Origin of the sequence: Agromyces archimandritae, from assembly GCF_018024495.1 — a bacterium.
Taxonomy (GTDB): domain Bacteria; phylum Actinomycetota; class Actinomycetes; order Actinomycetales; family Microbacteriaceae; genus Agromyces; species Agromyces archimandritae.
On the sequence record NZ_CP071696.1, the window covers coordinates 1,730,212 to 1,754,150 of the forward strand.

Consider the following 23,939-nt stretch of genomic DNA (forward strand, 5'->3'; position numbering starts at 1 on the left):
AGGTTCGTGGACGGGCCGTGGATCAGTCGGAGACGGTCGCCAGGGCGGGTTGCGCAGCGGTGGATGCGTCGTCGAGGTCGGCCAGGTAGGCCTCGGCGTCGAGCGCGGCGACGGTGCCCGAGGCTGCGGCGGTCACGGCCTGCCGGTAGTGCGGGTCGATCACGTCGCCGGCGGCGAACACACCGGGCACGGAGGTCTTCGAGCTGCGCCCCTCGACGGCGATCGTGCCCTCGGCGGTGAGGTCGAGCTTGCCGTGCACGAGGTGGGTGCGGGGGTCGTTGCCGATGGCCACGAAGACACCGTCGAGGTCGAGGCCTCGCTCTTCGCCGGTGACGGTGTCGCGCAGGGTCACGCCGCTGACCTGCGAGGTGCCGTGGATCGCGGCGATCTCGGCGTTCCACACGAACTCGATCTTGGGGTTGTCGAAGGCGCGCTGCTGCATGATCTTGGAGGCCTTCAGCTCATCGCGGCGGTGGATGACGTGGACCTTGTCGGCGAAGCGGGTGAGGAAGGTGGCCTCCTCCATCGCGGAGTCGCCGCCGCCGACGACGGCGATCGTCTTCTGACGGAAGAAGAAGCCGTCGCAGGTCGCGCACCACGACAGGCCGTGGCCCGAGAGGACCTCCTCTTCGGGGAGGCCGAGCTTGCGGTAGGCGGATCCGGTCGCGAAGATCACGGCTCGTGCCTCGTGCACCTCGCCGCCGCCGAGCGTGACGCGCTTGACGGGGCCTTCGAGATCCAGCGAGACGACGTCGTCGTAGACGACTTCGGTGCCGAAGCGTTCGGCCTGCGCCTGGATCTTCGTCATGAGGTCGGGGCCCATGACGCCCTCGGGGAAGCCGGGGAAGTTCTCCACCTCGGTGGTGTTGACGAGTTCGCCGCCGACCTCGACGGAGCTGGCGATGAGCAGCGGCTTCAGCTCGGCGCGGGCCGCGTAGATCGCCGCCGTGAGGCCGGCAGGGCCCGAACCGATGATGATGATGTCGCGCAACGCGGCTCCTTTTCGTCAGCGTGCCGCCGGTGGAAAGGCGCCACGACATGGTGAACACAGTCTAGGCGGCGGGTATTCCGTCGGCCGGTCAGCGACGGGTGAGCCGGGCGAGGATCGGTTCGGCGAACCCGCGCAGTTCGGGCGAACGGGTGACCCAGAGGATCACGAAGTACAGCACCGTCATGACGACGGCGATGACGGCCATGGTGATCAGGGCGCCGACGCGGCTGGAGAGGGCGAAACCGTCGGCATCGGTGCCGCCGAGCATGATGAGCAGCCACACGCCGGCGAGCACCGGCATGAGCAGGGCGACCACCGAGCGGGCGATGCTCTCGACGATGCGGCGACCGTCGAGCCCGCCGAGGCGGCGGCGGAGGAGCACGACGGCGATGATCAACTGCACGGTGCCGGCGACCGTGGTGGCGATGGCGATACCGACGGCGACGAGGGAGCTCGGCAGGGCGATGCACGCGAGGGCGAGGACGATGAAGATCACCGACTGCGCGAGGGTGAAGAAGAAGGGCGTGCGGGTGTCGCCGAGCGAGTAGAAGGTGCGCTGGACGATGAAGAGGATGCTGAAGCCGATGAGGCCGGCGACGTAGGCGATGATGACGTCGCCGGTGGCCCAGACGAGCGGTTCCACGCCGGTGAAGACGCGGGCGAACGGGTACGCGCAGACGATGAGGCCGGCGGCGGCGAGGATGACGATGACGCTGACCCCGCGCACGGCGCTCGAGAAGTCGGCGCGCACGCGGTCGAGTTCGCCGATCGCGGCGTGCTCGCTCATGCGGGTGAAGTAGGCGGTCGCGATCGAGACGGTGATGACGGAGTGGGGCAGCATGAAGATGAGCCAGGCGGTCTGCAGGGCGTAGATGGATGCTTCGGTGCTGTTCTCGGCAGAGACACCGGCGATGGAGGTTTCGACGAAGCCCGCGATCGTGGTGAGCAGCAGCATCCCGAACGTCCAGCCGGCCATCGTCGCCGTCGAGCGCAGTCCGACGCCCCGCCACCGGAAATCGGGGCGGTAGCTGAGGCCTGCGCGCTTCCAGAACCAGAACAGGATGAGCGCCTGCGCCGCGACGCCGAGGGTGGCGCTGCCGGCCAGCAGCGCGATCATGCCGCCCGTCCAGTCTCCGGCCGCCCAGCGATCGCCGTCGGGGTCGGTACCGAAGATGAGCGCGAACGCCCCGAGGCCGGCGAGGGCGACGAGGTTGTTCAGCACCGGCACCCAGGTGAAGGGCCCGAAGACGCGCTTGGCGTTCAGCACCTCGCCGAGCAGCGAGTACATGCCGTAGAAGAAGATCTGCGGCAGGCACCAGTACCCGAACGCGACCGCGAGCGCGAAGACGCCGGGCGACATCCGCGAGCCGACGAGCATCGTGAGCAGCGGCGTGAGCAGCGTCGCGAGGATCGCCGCTCCGCCGAGGACCACGAAGCCGAGCGTGACGATCTTGTTCAGATAGGCGACGCCGCCGTCGGGGTTCGCGGCCGAACGCACGATGAGCGGAACGAGCACGGCGCTCAGCACGCCGCCGGCGACGACGACGTAGATCGTGTTCGGCAGCTGGTTGGCGGCCGCGAAGGCGTTCGTGCCGGCGCCGGCCGCGCCGATCACGGCGGCCAGCAGCAGCGTCTTCAGGAAGCCGAGGACGCGCGAGACGATCGTCCCCGACGCCAGGAACAGGCTTGCGCGGCCGATGCGGTCCTCAGCCATGGCTGGGTTCCTCCGTGGGGTCGGGGGCGGATGCGCCGGGTTCGGCGTCGGGCGAGCCGTCGGCATCCGCTGCCGACCGCCGCCGGCGCCGGATCATGCGGAACACGCCGAAGCCGAAGAACGCGACCACCGCGACGGCGAGCACGATCGCGCCGATGCCCTCCCAGTCGGCCTGCACGTTCGCCACGATGCGTTCGGTGCCGCCGATCTCGACGCCCGTCGGCGACGTCAGGGTGACGGCGAGCTGCACCTCGCCGTTGCCGACGCCGGCCGCGACCGGGATCTGCACCTGGGCGCGCGAACCGGCCTCGACCGTGAGCTCCTGATCGTCCTCGACGACGAGCCGGCCGTTCTCGGGCTCGACCGAGATGATCACCGTCGCCGGCACCGGCAGTTCGTTCTGCACCGAGACCGGGACCCCGGACTCCCGCGAGACCACGAGGATCGCGCTGCTCGGCACGACCGAGACGGCATCGGTGATCTCGTGAGCGGCCGAGAGGTTCTCGCCGACCGCCGCATCCCAGTCGAGGGCGCTGCCCACCCAGCCGGCGCCGAGCACGGCGAGCAGGTCGCGCCGCACGGGAGCGGTGAGGGCGGCAGGCGTCTCGGCGACGCTGGAGAACTCGTCGACCTCGCGCTCGGCGACCATCATGCGGTCGACGTTGCTGCGCCGCTGGTCGGACTCGGGGGAATCGACGAGCTCGGCAGCCTGCGGCGGGGCGCCGATGGCCTCGGAGAGCCCGGCCGAGCGCACGAAACCGAGCGCCTCGATCGTGTCGAGCACGGCAGGGATGCGGTCGGCCTCGACCGGCAGCTCCCGCCCGAAGGCCGCGAGCAGCGTCTGCCCGCCGCCGGCGGAGGCGGCAAGGGTGAGCGACGCCGCGGCATCCGCTCGGGCACCGCGCAGCGCCGCCTCGCTCGACGCCGTCGCAGCCTCCGAGAGCGCAGTCGACAGGCTGCCCTCGGCGACGAGCGCCGTCGTCCCCTCGATGGAGACGGACGCGTTCGAGAAGGCATCGGGTCCGTCGACGTTCGCCGCGTCGAGGATCGCGGTCGTCAGCCCCTGGCGCGCGAGGAACTGCAGATCGCCGGTGGCGACGGTGCGCGGGGCCGGCCACGCCAGATCGGTACGCGTGTAGTTCCAAGCGAGCAGTTCGGCATTCGTCGGCAGTGTCGTCGGCACCGGATCTGCGTCCGGATCCGCGGTCGGCGGCACCACGGGCTCCGTCGTCGCCGGCGGCTCGCTCGACGCATCCGCCCCGCCCGCCGCCGCACCCGCCCCGCTCGCCGGTGCCGTGTCGGTCGACGTCGGCTCCGGCGATGCGGGCGGCGTCTCGGTCTCCCCCGGGCCGCCTGGCTCGGCCGGCTCGAAGCGCTGCGGGTCGAGCGCATCGGAGAACTCGTCGGCGGCGAGCAGCCCGTCGAGGCCGAGCTGCGACTGCACCGCAACATCGGCATCCGCATAGGAAAGCGGGAAGACCTCGTTCGGGGACGCCTGCAGGCGCTCGAGCCACGCGACCGCGCTCTCGGGCGCCGCGCTGCCGAGCACGCGAATCGACGCCAGGATGCGCGGATCCAGCCCGATCGCGACGCCGCGACCCTCGACGGCGTCGAGCTGCCGGGTGAGCAGCCCCTCCGGGCCCGTCCACGTCTCGAGATCCTCCGCATCGACGAGCCCCTCCCCCGACGGCGGAACCGTCAGCGGGTAGGCGATCGCGAGACCGAGCCCGGCCGGGGCATCGCGCCCGGCCACGGTCGCCGATCCACGCCCCGTCGACGCGATCTCGCCGCCCGCGACGAGCTCGCCCGCGAGGCCGTACACCGTCGCCGCGTCGCCGGAAGGCAGCAGATCGCGCGGCACCGACACGTTCGTGACGAAGACATCCCCCGGCGGCACATCGCGGGTCTCGACCGAGGCCAGCTCCGTGCCCGAGACCGGATCGCTCGCACCGAGCCACGCCTGCAGCCCGGACGGATCGCCGATCGCCTCGGAGCGGAGCACCCGCAGCACGCCCGCCGGAACCGTCTCGCCGGTGCCGTTGGCGAGCTCGACCGAAACGAGCAACGGCTGGGCGGCCGGCTCGGCGCGCACGACCTCGTCGACCGGGGCGACCGTGAGGCTCACCCGGCCGGCCGGGGCCTCCGCGTCCTCGACCTCCCCCGGTTCGGCGTGCGCGGGGACCGTGAGGGCCGCCGCCGCGGCCTCGTCGGGCCGGTCGGGGCCGACGGTCATCGCCGTTGCGGGGGCGGATGCCGTCGCGAGCAGCGCCGCGGCGACGACGGCGACCCCGGGCATCCACACCCGGGCACGCCTGCGGAGTCGGCGGAGTCGGCGCGCGGGAATCGACTCGGCCACCATGAAGGGGATTCTACGGCGTCGCGGCAGGGTACCCGCCGTGCCGGCCGGGCCCGCGCCGCGCCCGGCATCCGGCAGCCACGCGCGGCCCGGGCCGCATCCACAGGCCTCGTCGCACCGCGCATCCGCCCACGTACGATTGGGGCATGCAGAGTGTCGCAGCAGCCCTCGAGCGGCTGGGCGAACTGGCCGAGTCGCCGGCCGTCTCACGCCTCGCGACGGCGTTCGCCGATGCAGGCCACGAGCTCGCCCTCGTCGGCGGGCCCGTGCGCGACGCGTTCCTCGGCCGCGCCGTCAACGACCTCGACTTCACGAGCGACGCGACCCCCGACGAGATCCTCGGGATCGTGAAGCCGATCTCCGAGGCGCACTGGGACGTCGGGCGCAAGTTCGGCACCATCGGTGCGAAGATCGCCGGCGAACAGGTCGAGATCACCACCTACCGCTCCGACGCCTACGACGGCGAATCCCGCAAGCCGGAGGTCGTGTTCGGCGACTCCCTCGAAGACGACCTCGTGCGCCGCGACTTCACCGTCAACGCGCTCGCCCTCCGGCTGCCCGAACGCACCCTCGTCGACCCCTCCGGCGGCATCGAGGACCTGCTCGCCGGCATCCTCCGCACCCCGGCGGCCGCCGAGCAGTCCTTCGGCGACGACCCGCTGCGCATGATGCGCGCCGCGCGCTTCGCCGCCCAGCTCGGCTTCGCCGTCGAACCGGCCACCGAACGCGCCATGGGCGACCTCGCCGGCGCCATCGAGCGGATCTCGGCCGAGCGCGTGCGCGACGAATTCTCGAAACTGCTGCTGACCGCCGATCCCGTCCCCGGCATCCGCCTGCTCGTCGACAGCGGCATCGCCGACCGCGTACTGCCCGAGATCCCCGCCCTCCGCCTCGAGATCGACGAGCACCACCACCACAAGGACGTCTACGAGCACAGCCTCACCGTGCTGCGGCAGGCGATCGACTACGAGGTTTCACGTGGAACGCTCGCATCCCCCGACCTGATCGTTCGCCTCGCCGCGATCCTGCACGACATCGGCAAACCCGCCACCCGTCGCCTCGAGGCAGGCGGCGCCGTCTCCTTCCACCACCACGACGTCGTCGGTGCCAAGCTCGCCCGCAAGCGGCTGCGAGCCCTCCGCTACGACAACGACACGATCGCCGCCGTCGGCCGCCTCATCGAACTCCACCTGCGCTTCTTCGGCTACTCCGACCAGCAGTGGACCGACTCGGCCGTGCGCCGCTACGTGCGCGACGCCGGGCCTCAGCTGGAACGCCTGCACATCCTCACCCGTGCCGACGTCACGACCCGCAACCGCCGCAAGGCCGACCGCCTCGGCTTCGCCTACGACGACCTCGAGGAGCGGATCGCGGTGCTCGCCGAAGAAGAGGAGCTCGCCGCCGTGCGCCCCGAGCTCGACGGCGTGCAGATCCAGGAGGCCCTCGGCATCCGCCCCGGCCCGGCCGTCGGCGAGGCGTACCGCTTCCTGCTCGAACTGCGCCTCGACGAGGGCGTCATCGGCGAGGACGCCGCGCGCGAGCGCCTCCTCGCCTGGTGGGCGGGGCGCGACGGCGCGGAGGGGTAGCGGGGCGGCGGCGCTGCGCCAGGGTGCGGATCGCGCGCGCTCTACTCGCGCGCTGGGGTGCTGGTGCGAGCCGCAAATCTCTTCCCGGGGTCGTATCCCGCCATCTTCATCGTGTTTTCTGCGGGATTGTGGCGGGAAACGACCCCCGGAACGGTGAGCGTCGCGCGGTGAGGATAGTGCGCCGCATGGGTGCGCCCGCAGGCTCTCGTACATCGTGGGTGGATGCCCGGCGCTGGCCCGCCCTTGGCGCATCGCTATTCCCGCTCCAGTGCACCCGACAGATCTTCCGGGGGTCGTTTCCCGCCATCTTCATGGCGTTGTCCGTGGGATCGTGGCACGAAACGACCCCAGGAAGAGGGGAGGAAGGTGCCCAGCATTCCTCCGCTGGCCTCCTCCGGCAGGCAACCTCAGCAGGACCCGGAATCCTCCTCCACAAGGGCGCCAGCGGAGGCGGCCGTCCACCGATTCTGCGATCGGCCCACGGCATCCACCGCGGTCGGGCACGATCGCACGCATGGGCATACCGCAGACCTCCCCTCACGCGTCGCCGCCTCCCGTGCTCTTCGCGCGAGGTGCCGGCGCCCCGCACGCTTCTCAGCGGACGCTGCATCGGCTCGCGCAGCAGGGCGAGCTCGAACGGATGCGGCCGGGAGCGTTCGTGGATCCAGGGTCCGAGGCCGTGGCGGACGACCGGCGCCGAGCACTCGCCGAGATCTCCGCCGTCGTCGGGACCCGCCGGGATCGCGTCGTGCTCAGCCGGGAATCGGCGGCGATCGTCTGGGGCCTGCCGCGATTCGGACCGCGCCCCGATCGAGTCGAGCTCGCCGACGCCGTCGGCACGTTGCCGCACAATCGCGGCGGGATCAGGTGGTGCCGCACCCCGTTCGATCCGACCGAGGTCGTCGAAATCCACGGGTTCCTCGTGACCGGCCTCGTGCAGACGCTCGTGGATCTCGCGTGCACGCGACCGTTTCTGAGCGCTGTGGTCGCGTTGGATGCCGGGATCGCGGACGCGGTGCGGAGCGATGCAGGGCTCGAGGCTCCGGGCGCCGACAAGGAATTCCTGTTGCAGCGACTCGACGAACACGGGCGGCGACGCGGATCGCCCGCCGCACGTGTGGCGATCGGGTTCGCGGACGGGGCATCCGAGTCCGTCGGGGAGTCGCTGAGCCGGGGCCGCATGCATCAACTCGGGTTTCCGGCTCCGACGTTGCAGCGGGAGTTCGTGCGGGTCGACGGGCTGGGCGTGGATCGCGCGGACTTCGATTGGGAGGAGTACGGGGTCTTCGGAGAATTCGACGGCGAGACGAAGTACCTCGACGAGGCGATGCGGGGCGGTCGCACGATCGAACGGGTGCTGCTGGCGGAGAAGCAGCGCGCGGATCGGATCCGACTGGGGTACGGCCGGCGCGATGCCCGTTGGGGATGGGAGACGGCGCGTGCCCCGGAACGGCTCTTCGGGACGCTGCGTGCGGCAGGGCTTCCCCTCGTGAGCCGCGCGGCGTGATCCGGCCGCGCCCCTGTCGTCATCTCCTCGCTCTCCGTCTTGCTCGCACATTCCCTCTTCCCGGGGTCATTTCCCGCCATGTTCATCGCGTTTTCCGTGGGATCGTGGCGGGAAATGACCCCCGCAGGGTGAGTGGATGCCCGGGGGCTGCCGCCCCGGATGGTGCGGGAAGCGGTGCGGGCAATGGTGCGGGAACAGGTGCGGAACTCCCCCGAAACGGGGTCGGGGCGACGCCCCGATTCGTGGTCTACCGCGCGGGATAGCGGGCCGGTTGGTGTCGCTGACACCCGACCTTCCGACGAGCCCGCGGCGGCGACCCGAAGCCGCACGTGCCGGCGCCGGAGACCCCTGCTCGAGGAGTTCCCGCATGAACCGCATCTTCACCGTGCTCGCGCGCAGCGTGCTCTGGATCGTCTCGATCCCGGTGCTCTCGGTCGCCGGGGCGCTCGCGCTTCTCGTCGTGTGCGTGCTCGGCGTTCGAGAGGGCGCAGCGCGGGCTCGCCGCTTCCGGGGGTCGTTTCCCGCCATTTTGAAGGGGTTTTCGGCGCGATCGTGGCGGGATTCGACCCCCTGAAGGATTGGAGGGAGCGCTGAGGGGTGCGGGCCGCGGATGCCGGGGCGCGCGGGGCGGACGCGGCGGTGGATGGTGGGGCGGGTGGATGCCGGCGGCGCCGGGGCGAGTGGATGCCGGAGCGCGTGGGGTGCGCCGCGCAGCGGCATCCGTTACACTGTGAAGGTTGCCCGTGCGCCGCGTTCCCGCGGCCTCCGCGGTGCGACGCATGTACACCCTCCTGCTGCAGAGATCCTGCAGCCGTTCGAGTCCGAAGGAGGTGGGTCTGTCATGCACCAGTACGAGCTGATGGTCATCCTCGATCCCGCGATCGACGAGCGCACCGTTGCTCCGAGCCTCGACAAGTTCCTCAACGTCATCCGCAATGATGGCGGCACCGTCGACAACGTCGACATCTGGGGAAAGCGTCGTCTGGCCTACGAGATCGACAAGAAGTCGGAAGGCATCTACGCCGTCGTCGACTTCACGGCCGAGTCCGCGACCACCAACGAGCTCGACCGCCAGCTGAACCTCAGCGAAGCGGTCATGCGCACGAAGGTCCTCCGCGCCGAGGAGGCCATCGCCCAGGTCGCCAAGCACCAGAAGGCGCAGGAGGAGAAGGCCGCCAAGAAGGCCGCCTCCGCCGCGGCCAAGAAGGACGCCTAGTCCTCATGGCCGGCGAGACCATCATCACCGTGGTGGGCAACCTGACGGCGGACCCCGAGCTGCGCTACACGCAGTCGGGCCTCGCGGTTGCCAACTTCACCATCGCATCCACTCCCCGGACGTTCGATCGTCAGGCGAACGAGTGGAAGGACGGCGAAGCGCTGTTCCTGCGCGCGAGCTGCTGGCGTGACTTCGCCGAGCACGTGGCGGGATCGCTCACCAAGGGAACCCGGGTCATCGCTTCCGGGCGCCTCAAGCAGCGTTCCTACGAAACGAAGGAAGGCGAGAAGCGCACTGCCATCGAGCTCGAGGTCGACGAGATCGGCCCGAGCCTGCGCTACGCCACCGCGTCCGTGACGCGGGCCCAGTCGAACCGCGGTGCGGTCGGCGGCGGCAACTTCGGCGGCGGCCAGTCGAACGACGAGCCGTGGTCGCCCAGCGCCCCGGCGCAGTCGAGCGGCGGCGGCGACGTGTGGAACACGCCCGGAACCAATTACGGGGACGAAACCCCCTTCTAATCCCTGCCGCGGCTGCGCGTGCCAGCGCACCCGGCGACACAGACAGGAAAGACTATGGCTGGAAAGAGCAGCGGCGACCGCCGCAAGCCTCGCAAGGGCGCGAAGAACGCCGCCCCGGCGAAGTCCGTCAAGGTCGGCGTCATCGACTACAAGGACGTCGCGACCCTGCGGAAGTTCATCTCGGAGCGCGGCAAGATCCGCGCCCGTCGCATCACCGGTGTCTCCGTGCAGGAGCAGCGCCTCATCGCCCGCGCCGTGAAGAACGCGCGTGAGATGGCGCTTCTGCCCTACTCGGGCTCCGGCCGCTAAGGAGCACGGCAATGTCAAAGGTTATTCTCACGAACGAGGTCACGGGCCTCGGTGCTGCGGGCGACGTCGTCGAGGTCAAGAACGGCTACGCGCGCAACTACCTCGTGCCGCAGGGCTACGCCGTGGCGTGGACCCGCGGCGGCGAGAAGCAGGTCGAGCAGATCAAGGCGGCGCGTGCCGCCCGCGAGCTGCACTCCCTCGAGGACGCGCAGGCCCTGAAGGCCTCGCTCGAGTCGACCAAGGTCAAGCTCACGGTCAAGGCCGGTCAGGGCGGGCGCCTCTTCGGCTCCGTCAAGACCGCCGACGTCGCGGCCGCCGTCAAGGAGGCCGGCCTCGGCGAGGTCGACAAGCGCAAGATCGAGATCGCCACGCCCATCAAGGCGCTCGGCGAGCACGAGGCGACGGTTCGCCTCCGCGACGAGGTGCTGGCGACGATCACCCTTCAGGTGATCGCGGCCAAGTAATCCCGCGCGACACGGGCGGCGGCTCGGGCATGTGCCCGGGCCGCCGTTTTCGTGCGCCCGCGAGGGGCGGTTTTCTCCTCTTGTCGGGCGTCTGCCGCAAGAGGCGGCACGGGTTTTCGGCCTGAGTTGTGCACAGGAGTTCTCCGCAGGGCGAGGGAGTTTTCCAAGAAGTTTTCCCCCACAACTGTGGATTGTGGAAATGCCTGGTGAGTCCCGAATTCAATCCGTGTAATTCGCGGGTTTTCCACAGTTATCCACACCCTGTGTGCACAACTTCCACGGCGTTTCGCGCAGTTCCTCCACAACGTTATCCACAGGCCGGCTTGTGCGCCGTCGAGCGGCTTCCCTATGGTGAGCAAGCGGTCTCGGATCCGGGGGTGGATGACCGGCCGCGTACCGCCCGTGTCGGTGGCTCCCGATACACCTGGAGTGAGACCGAGACGGGCGATGGCATGCCCGAGAGCGTGTCGCTGAGATGGAGGTAACGAGTGTCGATCGCCCACCTGGTGTCCGAGCCCGGCGAACCCCGCCAGGCCGAGCGGACCCCTCCGCACGACCTCCTCGCCGAGCAGTCGGCGCTCGGAGGCATGATGCTCTCGAAGGACGCCGTCGCCGACGTCGTCGAGACGGTGCGCGGCGTCGACTTCTACGTCCCCAAGCACGAGGTCGTCTTCGACGCGATCCTCTCGCTGTACTCGCATGGCGAGCCGACGGACGTCATCGCCGTCACCGACGAGCTCACGAAGACGGGCGAGCTGCAGCGCGCCGGCGGCATCGAATACCTGCACACGCTCACGAGCCTCGTGCCGACTGCGGCGAACGCCGGGTTCTATGCGACGATCGTCGCCGAGCGGGCGCTGCTGCGCCGCCTCGTCGAGGCCGGCACGCGCATCGTGCAGATGGGCTACTCGGGCGAGGGCGAGGTCACCGAGCTGGTGAACTCGGCCCAGGCCGAGATCTATTCGGTGACCGGGTCGACCGAGAGCGAGGACTACGTTCCGCTCACCGAGGCCGTCACCGTCGCGATCGACGAGATCGAAGCCGCCAAGCACACCGACGGCAAGTTCACGGGGGTGCCCACCGGCTTCGCCGAGCTCGACGACCTCACGAACGGCCTGCACCCGGGGCAGATGATCATCGTCGCCGCCCGACCCGCGATGGGCAAGTCGACGCTCGCCCTCGACTTCGCGCGCGCCGCGGCCATCCACAACGACCTGCCGACGATCTTCTTCTCGCTCGAGATGGGCAAGAGCGAGATCGCGATGCGCCTGCTCTCGGCCGAAGCATCCGTGCCGCTGCAGAGCATGCGCAAGGGCGTCGTCGACTCGCGGGACTGGACGACGATCGCCCAGGTCCGCGGCCGCATCAACGATGCGCCCCTCTACATCGACGACTCCCCCAACATGACCCTCGTCGAGATCCGCGCGAAGTGCCGCCGGCTGAAGCAGCGCGTCGGCCTGAAGATGGTCGTCATCGACTACCTGCAGCTCATGACGAGCGGCCGCCGCGTCGAGAGCCGCCAGCAGGAGGTCTCGGAGTTCTCACGTGCCCTGAAGCTGCTCGCCAAGGAGCTGCAGGTGCCCGTCATCGCCCTCTCGCAGCTGAACCGCGGCCCCGAGCAGCGCGCCGACAAGATGCCGGCCCTCTCCGACCTCCGGGAGTCGGGCTCGATCGAGCAGGACGCCGACATGGTCGTGCTCCTGCACCGTGAAAGCGCCTACGAGCGCGACAGCCCCCGTGCGGGCGAGGCCGACCTCATCGTCGCCAAGCACCGCAACGGCCCCACCCGCACCGTGACGGTGGCCTTCCACGGCCATTTCTCGAGGTTCGCCGACATGGTCCAGAGCTGAACCGGGCGGGCCGCAATCCTCCCTCCGCGGCCCGCTCGGTTCAATCCCCCCCGATCTCGCTCCCAACGAGAACCAACCCGATTACCCAGGACCCGCGAGGCACCCGCCTCGCGGGTCCTTCCCGTGCCGGCAGCCGCGTGTTCACGCCTCGGCGACGACGAGTTCGGTGGATGCCGCCTCCCGCAGCGCCCCCATGCGCGCGACCTCCTCGTCGAGCTCCCGGCGGAGACGGGCCGGCAGCGGGGCGAACGGGGTGACGGTGACCGTGAGGCGGGCGCCGGTTTTGCGGGCGCGCCAGGTGCCGGCGAGCTCGCCGTCGGCGAGCACGGTGCCGGGGGCGCCCACCGGCATCCACACCCGGCGGTGCAGGCCGGGGTCGAGCACGGTGCCGCGGTCGTGCAGTTGCGTGTAGGGGTCGCGGGGCGGCAGCAGGCGGACGCCGCGGGGCATCCTCGCCTGCCGGAGCGCCGGCAGTTCGGCGGCGGGTATCCACGCGCGGCCGGCGTCGGTGCGGACTTCGGCGAGTTCGTCGTCCAGCGGTTCCCACCACGGCCCGACGTCGCCGGCATGCAGGCCGATCCACGCGGCGAAGCCGGCGCGGGTGCTCGGCCCGAAGCAGCGGAGGTAGCGGCGAAGGAGTTCCGTGCGGGCCCGGTCGGGGTCGCCGGCCGCGAGGGGGTGGCCGATCCACTCCTCGACGAGCACGAACGGCGCCGTGTTGCCCTCGCGCGGCGCGAGGCAGACGACACCCCGTAGGGTGAGGATGCGAAGGCAGAAGTGCACGACGGCCTCGCCGAGCGGCTGGCCGGCCGCGTACGGGCCCTCCTGCCACCAGATGCGGCGCTGCGCCGGCGGCAGGCCGGCGGCGATGCGGGCGGCGATGTCGGCGCCGAGGGGGCCGATGGGCAGGCGGCGGCCCGACAGGGCGGGGCGGATCTCGGCGTCGCAGCGGGCGAGGGCATCCATCGCGGTCATGCCGAGCTCGTCGAGGGCCGGGCCGAGCCCAGGCAGGAAGTGCCGCACCTCCATGTCGCCCGGCGGCAGCACGCCCGTCGTGAACACGGCGGCATCGGCGGTCGGGAACAGGAACGGCGCGCCCCGCAGACTCCAGCTCTGCAGCAGCGTCTTCGCGTCGATGGATGCCGCAAGCCCCGCCGCCGTGACGCCGCCCACCCGGGCGGCGAGGGCGAGCAGGGCCGAACCGGGCGGACTGTTCTGGATGCCGCAGCGCGCCGCGGCATCCACCAGCGCGGCATCCACCGCCCCGTCGTCGGGCCCCGCTCGCGAGGCGAGCCCGTGAGCGCCGAGGCGATAGGCGACGACCTCGGTGCGCGACACCCGCTCTGCGGCCATCGGCCCAGGCTAGCGGGCGATTCCGCGCGCAGCGCCCGGGCGCACCGGCCCCGCCGGCATGGGCGGCGCGGGCCGTCCTCGGCACTGTCTACGCCGCGTAGACTGGATCGGTACGCCGCACGAAAGAGGATGCTGTGACCGACGCCCGCAAGGCACCCGAGCGCACCGGGTACTGGACCGTCCCCGTCGTGCGGGGCGTGCTCGCCGTGATCCCGGCGATCGTCATCACCTTCTCGCAGGATCACAGCCCCGAGCTCGGCCTCGTCGCCTTCGGCATCTGGGCGCTCGTCGCCGGCGTCGTCGTCGGAGCCCTCGGCTTCCGGCTGATCGACGACCCTGTGATCCGCTCGCTCGCCCTCGTGGGCGGCATCGTCTCGGCCGTCGCCGGCCTCCTCGCGTTCAGCCTGCCCGCCTCGCTCCCCCTGTTCCTCTACCTCGTGAGCGTGTGGGCGGCCGTCACCGGCTTCCTCGAGCTGTACGCGGGCCTGCGCGCCCGCGGCCGCTCGGCCGCCGCCCGCGACTGGGTCGCCGCCGGCGTCTTCACCGCGGTGCTCGCGATCGTCTTCCTGCTGCTGCCCCCGGATGCCGTCACCGCTGTCGGCCTGCTCGGCGCCTACCTCGTCATCCTCGGCGTATACCTGCTGATCGGCGGTTTCTCGCTCAAGTGGGCCGCCAAGGAGCAGGACGCCGCACCCCGTGCGGCCGGAACGGAGCAGTCGTGAGCAACACCCCCGAATTCCCCAAGCCGAGCCGGCGCGACGTGCTGCGCCCGCTCGAACTCGTCGGCGGCGCCGGCATCGCGGGCATCTTCACGGGGCTCATCGTGCTGATGGTCACGCGCGACCTCGTGCTCTCGGCGATCTTCCTCGGCATCGCGTTCATTGTCGTGCTCGTCGTGCTCGCGATGTTCGCGCTCACCTTCAAGCCGGACGACGCCGAGCAGGCCGAGCTCGACGACGAAACCCCGAAGGCGCCGAAGCCGCCCAAGCCCGGGCACGAGTAGGCGCGCTCCGGCGCGTAGCGCGCCTCGGCATCCACTCGGTGCGGTGTGTTCGTTTGCGCGCCGCGTCTGTTTGCGTGGCGTCAGTTCGTTGCGGTGGATGCTGCTTCCCAGGCTTCCCAGGCTTCCCAGGCTTCCCAGGCTTCCCATGTTTCCCACGTTTCCGGGGGTCAATTCCCGCCACATTCGAGCGGTTTTTCCCAGAAACGTGGCGGGAATTGACCCCCGGAACGGAAGAGGAGCGCAGCGAGCCCGTGCGGGGAGCGCGAACGCAGGGCGCGAGGGCGGGAGCGCAGCGAGTGGATGCCGGGAGGGCAGCGCGTGCGGGCGTGCGCGGCGCACGGCGTCCGTTCGGCGCGGTGGATGCTGCTTTCCATGTTTCCCACGTTTCCGGGGGTCAATTCCCGCCACATTCGAGCGGTTTTTCCCAGAAACGTGGCAGGAATTGACCCCCGGAACGGGAGGTCGAACGCAGCGGGCGCGCGCAGAGCGCGGCGCGCGCCGGGCGCGCGGGGAGCGCCAGGTGCAGCGCGCCCCGGCATCCACTCGCGGACCCTACTCGAGCACCTCGAGACGGTCGACGAGCTCGTCGGCGAGGCCCGTGTACCGGGGCGGCGTGAGGGCGAGCAGCCGCGTCTTCGCCTCTTCGCCGATCTCGAGGCCGGAGACGAACTCGGCGAGTTCGGCGGCGCCGATCCGCTTGCCGCGCGTGAGCTCCTTCAGCAGGGCGTAGGGGTCGGCGATCGTGGATCGGCCGGCGACGACTTCGGCGCGGATCACGGTCTGAATGGCTTCGCCGAGCACCTCCCAGTTCGCGTCGAGGTCGGCGAGGAGCCGTTCGCGGTCGACGTTGATCTCGCCGAGGCCGCGGCGCAGGTTGTCGAGGGCGAGCAGGGAGTGCCCGAGGCCGACGCCGATGTTGCGCTGCGCGGAGGAGTCGGTGAGGTCGCGCTGCAGCCTGGAGGTGACGAGGGTCGCGGCGAGGGAGTCGAGCACCGCGGAGGAGAGTTCGAGGTTCGCTTCGGCGTTCTCGAAGCGGATCGGGTTGATCTTGTGCGGCATCGTCGAGGAGCCGGTCGCGCCGGGCGCGGGCACCTGGGTGAAGTAGCCGAGGGAGATGTACTCCCAGATGTCGGTCGCGAGGTTGTGCAGCACGCGGTCGGCGTGCGAGATCTTCGCGTAGAGCTCGGCCTGCCAGTCGTGGGATTCGATCTGGGTGGTCAGCGGGTTCCAGCCGAGGCCGAGGGACTCGATGAATTCGCGTGAGACGGTCGGCCAGTCGATGTCGGGGGCTGCGACGACGTGCGCCGAGAAGGTGCCGGTCGCGCCGGAGAACTTGCCGAGGTATTCGGCGGATTCGATCTGCCGCAGGATGCGGGTGAGGCGGTGGGCGGGCACCGCGAGCTCCTTGCCCATGGTCGAGGGCGTCGCCGGCTGCCCGTGGGTGTGCGAGAGCATGGGGGCGTCGCGCAGCTGCCGGGCGAGTTCGCCGAGGCGGGCGATGACGGTGCGGAACGCGGGCAGCCAGACCTGTTCGACGGCGTCGCGCACGGTGAGCGCGTAGGAGAGATTGTTGATGTCCTCGCTCGTGCAGGCGAAGTGGGTGAGTTCGGCGATGCGGTCGAGGCCGAGGGCGGTGAGGCGGTTGCGCACGTAGTATTCGACGGCTTTGACGTCGTGCCGGGTGGTGGCTTCGAGGGCGGCGAGTTCGTCGATGTCGGGCTGGCCGAAGTCGGCGACGACCTGCCGGAGGGCGTCCTTCTCATGGTCGGTGAGGGGGGTGGCGCCGAAGAATCCGCGGTCGGTCTGGGCGATGAGCCATTCGATCTCGACGTGCACGCGGGCGCGGTTCAGGCCGGCTTCGGAGAGGTGCTCCCCCAGTTCGCCGACGGCTGCGCGGTATCGCCCGTCGAGGGGGCTGAGCGGCTGGGGCGGCAGCGAGGTCATGCGGTTCCTTCGTTCGCGCGGCGGTGGATGCCGGGGCGCGCGGCCGCCGGCGCTTCCATTCTCCCCCGTGCGGTCGGGTTCGGTGCGCCGGGGCCGATAGGCTGCATCTGACTCGAGCGGGGAGGCGATGTGGCCGAGGCACCTGAGGCGGATGTTCCGGTCGATCATGCGGTCGCGTCGCGTCTGGTGCGCGAGCAGCATCCGGATCTCGCCGGCCCGTTGCGGCTCGTCGCGAGCGGCTGGGACAACATGGTCTACCGTCTCGGGTCCGATCTGGCGGTGCGGATGCCGAGGCGCGCCGCCGCCGTGCCGTTGCTGCTGAACGAGCAGCGCTGGCTGCCGGTGCTGGCGCCCGTTCTGCCGGTGCCGATTCCGGCGCCGATCCGTGTCGGGCGGCCGGGGGCGGGGTATCCGTATCCGTGGTCGGTGGTGCCGTGGATGCCGGGCGAGTCGGCCCTGTCGGTGAGCGCCGGGGAGCGGCTGCCGTTGGCGGCGCCGATCGCGGAGTTCCTCATCGCTCTGCATACTCCGGCGCCGGCGGATGCGCCGGTCAATCCGTGGCGCGGGCGGCCGTTGGCCGAGCGCGACGCGTTCTATCGGGAGCGTTTCGCGTCCGGCGGGGTGCCGGCGGCGGACGAGCTGCTCGCGATCTGGGAGCGCGGGCTCGCCGCACCGGTGTGGCCCGGCCCGCCGGTGTGGGTGCACGGCGATATGCATCCGGGCAATCTGCTGGTCGACGAGGTCGTGCCGGGTGTGGATGCCGCGGGCCTCGATCCGGCCGGCTCGCCCGTCCGCCTGTCGGCGGTCATCGACTTCGGCGATCTCACGGGCGGCGACCCGGCGGCGGACTTCGTCATCGCCTGGCTGGGGTTCGATGCGTCCGGGCGGGCGGCGTTCCGCGAGGCGTTGGCGGCGGCCGGGCATCCCGCCGCCGACGATGCCGGCTGGGCGCGGGCGCACGCGCTTGCGGCGGGCATCGCCTCGTCGCTCGCGATCACGACCTCGGGTGACGGGCCGATGGCGCGAATGGCCCGCAGCGCCGTGGCCGAGGTGCTCGCGGGCTGAGGGTCGTCCTTTCCTCCACAGGTGGATGCCGCGGGCACCCGTTCCACGGATCCGCCGGATCGGGGCTCGCGGCATCCGCACCCGGGGCAGGCTCGTCGGCATGGACCCGATGCAATTCGATCAGCAGCTCCGCATGCTCGGTCTCGAGGCCGAGCGGCTCACGCGGTTCCGGGACGAGGTGCAGGCGCTGCTCGACGAGATCCGCGCCTCGGTCCCGCGGTTCCTGCCGCCGGCGCGGGGGATGCTGTGGCGGTCGGCGGCCTCAGGGAGGTATGCGGAGGCGGCCGAGGAGCTCGAGCTGCTCGTCGGCGGGGTGATCCATGCGTTGCAGCTCGCGCTCGGGCAGACCGCGATCGACCTCGGCGGCAATGCGCGCGAACTCGACCGGGTCCGGAGTGAGCGCGAGGCGGCCGGGCGATGAGCGACGAAGCGTACCTCGCTCGCATCACCGTCGACACCGATGAGCTGCGAGGCCGCGCGCAGCTCCTCGGCCTCCTCGATCGGGCGATCGTCGCGTGGCGTTCGCGGTGCACGGCCGAGTACGCGGTGCCCGGTCTCCGCGCCGGCGGGGCCGACGAGCTCGGCCGGGCCGCCATCGCGCTCGACCGGCTCGCCGAACGCACGGACGCGGTTCGGGCCGGCCTGCATGCCGCCGCCGACGGGTACGAGCGGGCGGAGCGGCAGGCGGGGCTGATGAATGCCCTCCTGCAGACCATGTGGTGGCAGGCGGGGCATGCCGCGGGCCCGGCCGTGTTCGGCACGATCGCGTTCCTGGCGACCCTCTCGCCGATCGGGCTCGCCGTCGTCGCCGGAACGGTCGCCCAGCAGGCCGCCCTCGGCCTCACGGCGGGTGCGCTGCTCGGCTACCTGCTCTCATCGGCCGGCGTCATCGAGGGCGAACCGGGGCCCGATGCGCTGCTGCGGCAGGTCATCTCCCAGCCGGCGTTCGCCGCCTGGCTCCGCACCGCCGTCGACTCGGTCGACGACTTCGGAGCCGGGCTCGTGGGCCTGCCCCCGAGCTTCGGCCTCATCGACGCCGACGAGAGCACCGCCGCGCTCATCGTCGGCATCGCGGCGATCGGGGCCGCGTTCGGCGGGCGGCCGTTGCAGGAGACCCCGGTGAAGGTGAAGCAGGTCTCTCCCGAATACGAGTCGCCGGCCGCCCTGGCCGCCGGCGGAGAGGCGGCGCGGGCCGAACGCGAGGACCTGCCGGAGGAACTCACCGAGAGCCGGGTGCCGCCGAACGGCGAGGTCGACGCGCCCGACGACCTCAACGAGCTCATGCGCCGCATCCCCGACAGCGGGCCCGGCGAACCGCAGGTGCGCGTCGAGCAGTACGACGGCGGATGGGTCGTCTACGTCTCGGGAACGGTCGACTGGAGCCTCGAACCCGGCACCCAGAGTTCGGATGCGACCTCGGCCGTCGGCGCGGTCGCGAACGAGGCGATGCTCGCCGGGCGCACCGCCGCCGCCGAACGCGCCGCCGAAGAGGCCCTCGCGGCCGCCGGGTTCAAGCCGGGCGACCCGATCGTCACCGTCGGCCACTCCCTCGGCGGCGCCGTGGCCGCCCGCATCGCCGAGAACCATCCCGACGAAGTGAAGGCCGTGTTCACCGCGGGCGCCCCGGTCGCGAAGATCCCGGTGCCCGACGGCGTGCCGGTCGTCTCGCTCGAGCACCCCGAGGATCCGGTGCCGGCCACGGCCGGAAGCGGGGCTCCGAACGACTCGCAAGTGGTCCTCGGCCGATCCGTGCTCGACGGGGCGGCGACGACCGACGTCATCCCCGCCCACGGCATGATCCACTACCGGGGAACCGCCGGGTTCGTGGACGACGATCCGGCGCTCGAGCCCACCGAAGCCCTCGATGCGCTCGCCGGCATCACCGGCGGCGGAGGCGGTCAGGCCACGCGCTGGCTCGCCGAACGCGTGCCGCCGGAGCCCCGCCCGGCGGAGCCCGCGCCGCCGGCCGTCACTTCGACGGGCGGACGATGATCCCGATGAGCCAGGTGATGATGCCGAGCACGAGCGCGCCGAGCACGCCCCACCAGAAGCCCTCCACGACGAGCCCGAAGCCCATGAGCCCGCTGATCCAGTCGACGAGCAGCAGGAGCAGCCCGTTCACGATGAAGGAGAGGAGGCCGAGCGTGAGGATGTAGAGCGGGAAGGCGACGATGCGGATCGCCGTGCCGACGATCGCGTTGACGACGCCGAAGATGAGGGCGATCAGGAGGTACGTGAGGATCGTGGCGATCTCGGTGTCGTCGTAGGGTTCGACGTTCACCCCGCCGACGATGAGCGTCGTGAGCCACAGCGCGAAGGCGCTGACGATGAGCTTGACGATGAATCGCATGCCTCCATGATGGCATCGGGCACCGACGATGGCACGGGATGCGTGCACGCGGGCGGGTGGATCGGCGCGCTCCTCGCGCGCACGGCGGGCCGCAGGCGGTGTCGGCGGGACGGGTGGATCGTCCGGGCCCGCCGGCGCAGACGGATGGCCGGTCGCGCCCGCGAAACGGTGACGAACGGGCATCCGCCGCGGAGTACCGTTGAGAGGTGACCGCAACGCCCGACTCCCCCCTCCGCCTGCGCCCCGAGATCGCGGCGCTCCCGCCGTACCGGCAGGGCCGCCCCGCACCCGCGGAGGGCTTCAAGCTCTCGAGCAACGAGAACCCCTTCGAGCCGCTCCCCTCGGTCGTCGACGCCGTGCGGAACGTCGCCGAGTTCAACCGCTACCCCGACGCGACGGCGCTGTCGGTGCGGGAGCGCCTCGCCGCCCGCTTCGGCGTCACGGCCGACGAGGTGCTCGTCGGCACGGGGTCGGTCGCGCTCATCGCGCAGTTCTTCCTCGCGGCATGCGCACCCGGCGACGAGGTGCTGTACTCGTGGCGTTCCTTCGAGGCCTACCCGGGCCTGGCGACCGTCGCCGGCGCCGTCAGCGTGCAGGTGCCGAACCGGCCCGACCACGGCCACGACCTCGACGCGATGGCGGCGGCGATCACCGACCGCACCCGCGTCGTCATCGTCTGCTCGCCGAACAACCCGACCGGCGTCGTCGTCACGAAGGCCGAGTTCGAGGCGTTCATGGCGAAGGTGCCCGCCGACCTCATCGTGCTGCTCGACGAGGCGTACGCCGAGTTCGTCACCGACCCCGATGCCGTCGACGGGCGCGAGCTCATCGGCCGCTACCCGAACCTCATCGTGCTGCGCACCTTCTCGAAGGCGTACGGCCTCGCCGGCCTCCGCATCGGCTATGCGATCGGCCCGGTCGCCGCCCTCGACGCGGCCCGGGCGACGGCGATCCCCCTCGGCGTGACGGGGCCCGCGGCATCCGCCGCGCTCGCATCGCTCGACGCCGAAGCCGAACTGCTCGAACGCGTCGCCGTGCTCGCCGCCCGCCGGGACGCGTTCCGCGACGCCCTCGTCGCCCAGGGCTGGCCGGTGCCGGCCTCGCACGGCAACTTCGTGTGGCTGCCGACCGGCGAGCGCACCGCCGAGGTCGCCGAGCGCCTCTTCGAGGCCGGCCTCGTCACGCGCGCCTTCCACCCCGACGGCATCCGCATCTCGGTCGCCGAAGAGGCCGCGATCGAGCCGCTGCTCGCCGCCCTCGCGCCGCTGGCGCCCACCGCGTAACCGCCTCGTGCGGGTGCCGTGGCCCGCGGCATCCACTGCGCCGCCCGCGCCCACCGGAACCGCACTCGCGGATCCGCCGCGCCGCGGCATCCACTGCGGCGCACGGAATCCCCCAAGGGATCGGCGACACGTTGTCGAGGTTCCATAAGAGCGCGGCATATGCCCGCCGGTAGCGTGGAACGGTGGCTGCCCGAGAAATCACCGTGCCGACGGTCCAGATCCTGACGCCGGAGGGCGAGTTCCGCCCGAACGACGCCGCCGAGGAGTTCCTGCCGTTCGTCGAGGCCCTCGACGACGCGACGCTCCGCGCCTTCTATCGCGACATGGTCGTGTCGCGCCGAATCGACCAGGCGGGCGCGAACCTGCAGCGGCAGGGGCAGCTGGCGCTGTGGGTGCCGAGCCACGGGCAGGAGGCCGCCCAGGTCGGCTCGGCGCACGCCGCCCGGCCGCAGGACCACCTCTTCCCCTCCTACCGCGAGCACATCGTCGGCATGATCCGCGGGCTCGACCCGATCGGCATCCTCGCGCTGCTGCGCGGTGCGACGCAGGGCGGCTGGGATCCCGCCGAGAACGGCAACTTCCACCTCTACACCCTGGTGCTCGCCGCGCAGACGCTGCACGCGACCGGGTACGCGATGGGCATCCGGTTCGACGGGCTCGTCGGCACGGGCGATGCCGATGCCGATACGGCGGTGATCGCCTACTACGGCGACGGCTCGACCTCGGAGGGCGATGCGAACGAGGCCCTCGTGTTCGCGTCGAGCTATCAGACCCCGCAGGTCTTCTTCATCCAGAACAACCAGTGGGCGATCTCGGTGCCGGTCGAACGGCAGTCGCGTTCGCCGCTCGCGCTGCGCGGTATCGGGTTCGGGATGCCGGGCCACCGCATCGACGGCAACGACGTGCTCGCCAGCTATGCCGTGACGCGGGCCTCGCTCGAAGCGGCCCGTGCGGGCGAGGGGCCGGCGCTCATCGAGGCGCTCACGTACCGGATGGGCGCCCACACGACCGCCGACGATCCGACGAAGTACCGTCCGTCCGGCGAGCTCGAGGCGTGGGAGGCGCGGGATCCGATCACCCGGTACCGCGCCTGGCTGGTGGCCCGCGGCACCGACGAGGCGTTCTTCGCCGAGGTCGACGCCGAGGCGGCCGACATCGCCGCGGATGTGCGTCGCCGCACGCTCGAGCTGCCGTCGCCGCCGCGCCGGGCGATCTTCGAGCATGTCTATTCCGAACCGCATCCGCTGATGGAGGCCGAGGCGGCGTGGCTCGACGCCTACGAGGCGTCGTTCGCCGAGGCGGAGACGCAGGGAGGCAACGCGTGACCATGACCGAGCACACGCCCCGAATGGATGCCGCGAGCGATGCCCAGGCCGCGCCGCCGGCCGAGGGCGCACGGGCATCCGCACCCGACAACGCGGGCGCAGCCGCAGGCGCCGGCCCCCGCGGCGTGCAGACGCTGCCGATGGCCAAGGCCATCCAGGCCGCCCTCGCCGACGCGATGCGCGCCGACGAGAAGGTGCTGCTCATGGGCGAGGACGTGGGCCGGCTCGGCGGCGTGTTCCGCGTGACCGAGGGGCTGCTCGACGAGTTCGGCGAGCAGCGCGTGCTCGACTCGCCGCTGGCCGAATCGGGCCTCGTCGGCACGGCGATCGGCCTGGCGATGCGCGGGTACCGGCCGATCGTCGAGATCCAGTTCGACGGCTTCATCTTCCCCGCGTTCAACCAGATCACCACGCAGCTGGCCCGGCAGACGGTCCGGCATGCGGGGCGGATCGGGATGCCCGTGGTGATCCGGGTGCCGTACGGCGGTCACATCGGCTCGGTCGAGCATCATCAGGAGAGCCCGGAGGCGTACTTCGCGCACACCCCGGGCCTCAGGGTCGTGAGCCCGTCGAACCCGCACGACGCGTACTGGATGCTGCGCGAGGCGATCGCCTCGAACGACCCGGTGATGTTCTTCGAGCCGAAGAGCCGGTACTGGCCGAAGGGCCCGGTCGACCTCGACCACGCCGGACTGCCGTTGCACGCGAGCCGCATCATGCGCGAGGGCACCGACGCGACGCTCGTCGGGCACGGCGCGATGGTCTCGACGCTGCTGCAGGCCGCCGATATCGCCGCCGAGGAGGGTCGGAGCCTCGAGGTCGTCGATCTCCGCAGCCTCTCCCCCGTCGACTACGGGCCGCTGCTCGACTCGGTGGGGCGCACGGGGCGCCTCGTCGTCGCGCAGGAGGCGTACGGCTTCGTCAGCGTCGGCAGCGAGATCGCGGCGACCGTCGCCGAGCGTGCCTTCTATTCGCTCGAGGCGCCGGTGCTGCGGGTGTCGGGCTTCGACACCCCGTTCCCGCCGGCTGCGCTCGAGAGCCAGTATCTGCCGAGCCCCGACCGGGTGCTCGAGGCCGTCGATCGCGTGCTGGCGTTCTGATGCCG

22 protein-coding genes are annotated in these 23,939 nt (G+C 71.4%); 16 read left to right on the top strand and 6 right to left on the bottom strand.

Going from position 1 to position 23,939, the window contains the following annotated elements; genetic code table 11:
• Nucleotides 1-22: 22 nt before the first annotated feature.
• From trxB to G127AT_RS07835, 3 genes are all read right to left on the bottom strand, one after another.
• Nucleotides 23-991 carry a thioredoxin-disulfide reductase gene (trxB, locus tag G127AT_RS07825; protein ID WP_210895740.1) on the bottom strand — a complete coding sequence of 323 codons (969 nt, stop codon included), beginning with the start codon at nucleotides 989-991 and terminating at the stop codon, nucleotides 23-25.
• Between the two features lie 88 nt (nucleotides 992-1,079).
• Nucleotides 1,080-2,705, bottom strand: coding sequence for a murein biosynthesis integral membrane protein MurJ (gene murJ, locus G127AT_RS07830; RefSeq protein ID WP_210895742.1), 1,626 nt, complete (start codon nucleotides 2,703-2,705; stop codon nucleotides 1,080-1,082).
• Nucleotides 2,698-5,064, bottom strand: a complete 2,367-nt coding sequence (locus G127AT_RS07835; RefSeq protein ID WP_210895744.1) for a DUF6049 family protein — start codon at nucleotides 5,062-5,064, stop codon at nucleotides 2,698-2,700. The genes murJ and G127AT_RS07835 overlap by 8 nt, the downstream gene beginning before the upstream one ends.
• Before the next feature lie 143 nt (nucleotides 5,065-5,207).
• On the opposite strand from G127AT_RS07835, the gene G127AT_RS07840 reads away from it, so the two are divergent.
• The 8 genes from G127AT_RS07840 (at nucleotide 5,208) to dnaB (ending at nucleotide 12,511) form a co-directional block, all read left to right on the top strand.
• The gene (locus G127AT_RS07840; protein ID WP_210895746.1) at nucleotides 5,208-6,647 is read left to right on the top strand and encodes a CCA tRNA nucleotidyltransferase; all 1,440 of its coding nucleotides are present in this window, start codon (nucleotides 5,208-5,210) and stop codon (nucleotides 6,645-6,647) included.
• A 679-nt stretch (nucleotides 6,648-7,326) separates the two neighbouring features.
• Nucleotides 7,327-8,154 carry a hypothetical protein gene (locus G127AT_RS07845; protein ID WP_210895748.1) on the top strand — a complete coding sequence of 276 codons (828 nt, stop codon included), beginning with the start codon at nucleotides 7,327-7,329 and terminating at the stop codon, nucleotides 8,152-8,154.
• 367 nt (nucleotides 8,155-8,521) lie between these two features.
• Complete coding sequence (locus G127AT_RS07850; protein WP_210895750.1) at nucleotides 8,522-8,728, top strand: hypothetical protein; 207 nt, start codon at nucleotides 8,522-8,524, stop codon at nucleotides 8,726-8,728.
• Nucleotides 8,729-8,995: 267 nt separating this feature from the next.
• Nucleotides 8,996-9,370 (top strand): 30S ribosomal protein S6, encoded by a 375-nt coding sequence (gene rpsF / locus G127AT_RS07855; RefSeq protein WP_210895752.1) that lies wholly within the window; start codon nucleotides 8,996-8,998, stop codon nucleotides 9,368-9,370.
• A 5-nt stretch (nucleotides 9,371-9,375) separates the two neighbouring features.
• Nucleotides 9,376-9,888 (top strand): single-stranded DNA-binding protein, encoded by a 513-nt coding sequence (locus G127AT_RS07860; protein WP_210895754.1) that lies wholly within the window; start codon nucleotides 9,376-9,378, stop codon nucleotides 9,886-9,888.
• Nucleotides 9,889-9,942: 54 nt separating this feature from the next.
• A complete protein-coding gene (rpsR, locus tag G127AT_RS07865; protein WP_189083988.1) occupies nucleotides 9,943-10,197 on the top strand; it encodes a 30S ribosomal protein S18 in 255 nt (84 codons plus the stop codon).
• Nucleotides 10,198-10,208: 11 nt separating this feature from the next.
• Nucleotides 10,209-10,661, top strand: a complete 453-nt coding sequence (gene rplI / locus G127AT_RS07870; RefSeq protein WP_210895756.1) for a 50S ribosomal protein L9 — start codon at nucleotides 10,209-10,211, stop codon at nucleotides 10,659-10,661.
• A 488-nt stretch (nucleotides 10,662-11,149) separates the two neighbouring features.
• Nucleotides 11,150-12,511: a replicative DNA helicase gene (gene dnaB / locus G127AT_RS07875; protein ID WP_210895758.1), complete on the top strand. Its 1,362-nt coding sequence runs from the start codon at nucleotides 11,150-11,152 to the stop codon at nucleotides 12,509-12,511.
• Between the two features lie 141 nt (nucleotides 12,512-12,652).
• Here the strand turns inward: dnaB and G127AT_RS07880 are convergent, their stop codons facing one another.
• Nucleotides 12,653-13,864 (bottom strand): winged helix DNA-binding domain-containing protein, encoded by a 1,212-nt coding sequence (locus tag G127AT_RS07880; RefSeq protein WP_210895760.1) that lies wholly within the window; start codon nucleotides 13,862-13,864, stop codon nucleotides 12,653-12,655.
• 134 nt (nucleotides 13,865-13,998) lie between these two features.
• Here G127AT_RS07880 and G127AT_RS07885 point away from each other — a divergent pair, with 134 nt between their 5' ends.
• Nucleotides 13,999-14,586, top strand: coding sequence for an HdeD family acid-resistance protein (locus tag G127AT_RS07885; RefSeq protein ID WP_210895762.1), 588 nt, complete (start codon nucleotides 13,999-14,001; stop codon nucleotides 14,584-14,586).
• A complete protein-coding gene (locus tag G127AT_RS07890; protein WP_210895764.1) occupies nucleotides 14,583-14,867 on the top strand; it encodes an ABC transporter ATP-binding protein in 285 nt (94 codons plus the stop codon). Before G127AT_RS07885 ends, G127AT_RS07890 begins: the two co-directional genes overlap by 4 nt.
• A 552-nt stretch (nucleotides 14,868-15,419) precedes the next feature.
• On the opposite strand, the gene purB is transcribed toward G127AT_RS07890, so the two are convergent.
• Nucleotides 15,420-16,811 carry an adenylosuccinate lyase gene (gene purB / locus G127AT_RS07895; RefSeq protein WP_210895766.1) on the bottom strand — a complete coding sequence of 464 codons (1,392 nt, stop codon included), beginning with the start codon at nucleotides 16,809-16,811 and terminating at the stop codon, nucleotides 15,420-15,422.
• A gap of 129 nt (nucleotides 16,812-16,940) precedes the next feature.
• Here purB and G127AT_RS07900 point away from each other — a divergent pair, with 129 nt between their 5' ends.
• The 3 genes from G127AT_RS07900 to G127AT_RS07910 all read left to right on the top strand — a co-directional run bounded on the left by G127AT_RS07900 (nucleotide 16,941) and on the right by G127AT_RS07910 (nucleotide 19,868).
• Complete coding sequence (locus tag G127AT_RS07900) at nucleotides 16,941-17,876, top strand: aminoglycoside phosphotransferase family protein (protein ID WP_210895768.1); 936 nt, start codon at nucleotides 16,941-16,943, stop codon at nucleotides 17,874-17,876.
• Between the two features lie 100 nt (nucleotides 17,877-17,976).
• Nucleotides 17,977-18,297 carry a hypothetical protein gene (locus G127AT_RS07905; RefSeq protein WP_210895770.1) on the top strand — a complete coding sequence of 107 codons (321 nt, stop codon included), beginning with the start codon at nucleotides 17,977-17,979 and terminating at the stop codon, nucleotides 18,295-18,297.
• Nucleotides 18,294-19,868, top strand: coding sequence for an alpha/beta fold hydrolase (locus tag G127AT_RS07910; RefSeq protein WP_210895772.1), 1,575 nt, complete (start codon nucleotides 18,294-18,296; stop codon nucleotides 19,866-19,868). The genes G127AT_RS07905 and G127AT_RS07910 overlap by 4 nt, the downstream gene beginning before the upstream one ends.
• Here G127AT_RS07910 and G127AT_RS07915 read toward each other — a convergent pair.
• On the bottom strand, nucleotides 19,846-20,226 hold the full coding sequence (locus G127AT_RS07915) for a phage holin family protein (protein ID WP_210895774.1): 381 nt from the start codon (nucleotides 20,224-20,226) through the stop codon (nucleotides 19,846-19,848). The genes G127AT_RS07910 and G127AT_RS07915 overlap by 23 nt on opposite strands.
• A 206-nt stretch (nucleotides 20,227-20,432) precedes the next feature.
• Here G127AT_RS07915 and G127AT_RS07920 point away from each other — a divergent pair, with 206 nt between their 5' ends.
• The 3 genes from G127AT_RS07920 to G127AT_RS07930 all read left to right on the top strand — a co-directional run bounded on the left by G127AT_RS07920 (nucleotide 20,433) and on the right by G127AT_RS07930 (nucleotide 23,934).
• Nucleotides 20,433-21,509 carry a histidinol-phosphate transaminase gene (locus G127AT_RS07920; protein WP_210895776.1) on the top strand — a complete coding sequence of 359 codons (1,077 nt, stop codon included), beginning with the start codon at nucleotides 20,433-20,435 and terminating at the stop codon, nucleotides 21,507-21,509.
• 182 nt (nucleotides 21,510-21,691) lie between these two features.
• Nucleotides 21,692-22,834, top strand: coding sequence for a thiamine pyrophosphate-dependent dehydrogenase E1 component subunit alpha (locus G127AT_RS07925; protein WP_244857482.1), 1,143 nt, complete (start codon nucleotides 21,692-21,694; stop codon nucleotides 22,832-22,834).
• Nucleotides 22,835-22,974: 140 nt separating this feature from the next.
• Nucleotides 22,975-23,934 (top strand): alpha-ketoacid dehydrogenase subunit beta, encoded by a 960-nt coding sequence (locus G127AT_RS07930; RefSeq protein ID WP_244857937.1) that lies wholly within the window; start codon nucleotides 22,975-22,977, stop codon nucleotides 23,932-23,934.
• The last annotated feature ends 5 nt before the right edge of the window (nucleotides 23,935-23,939 follow it).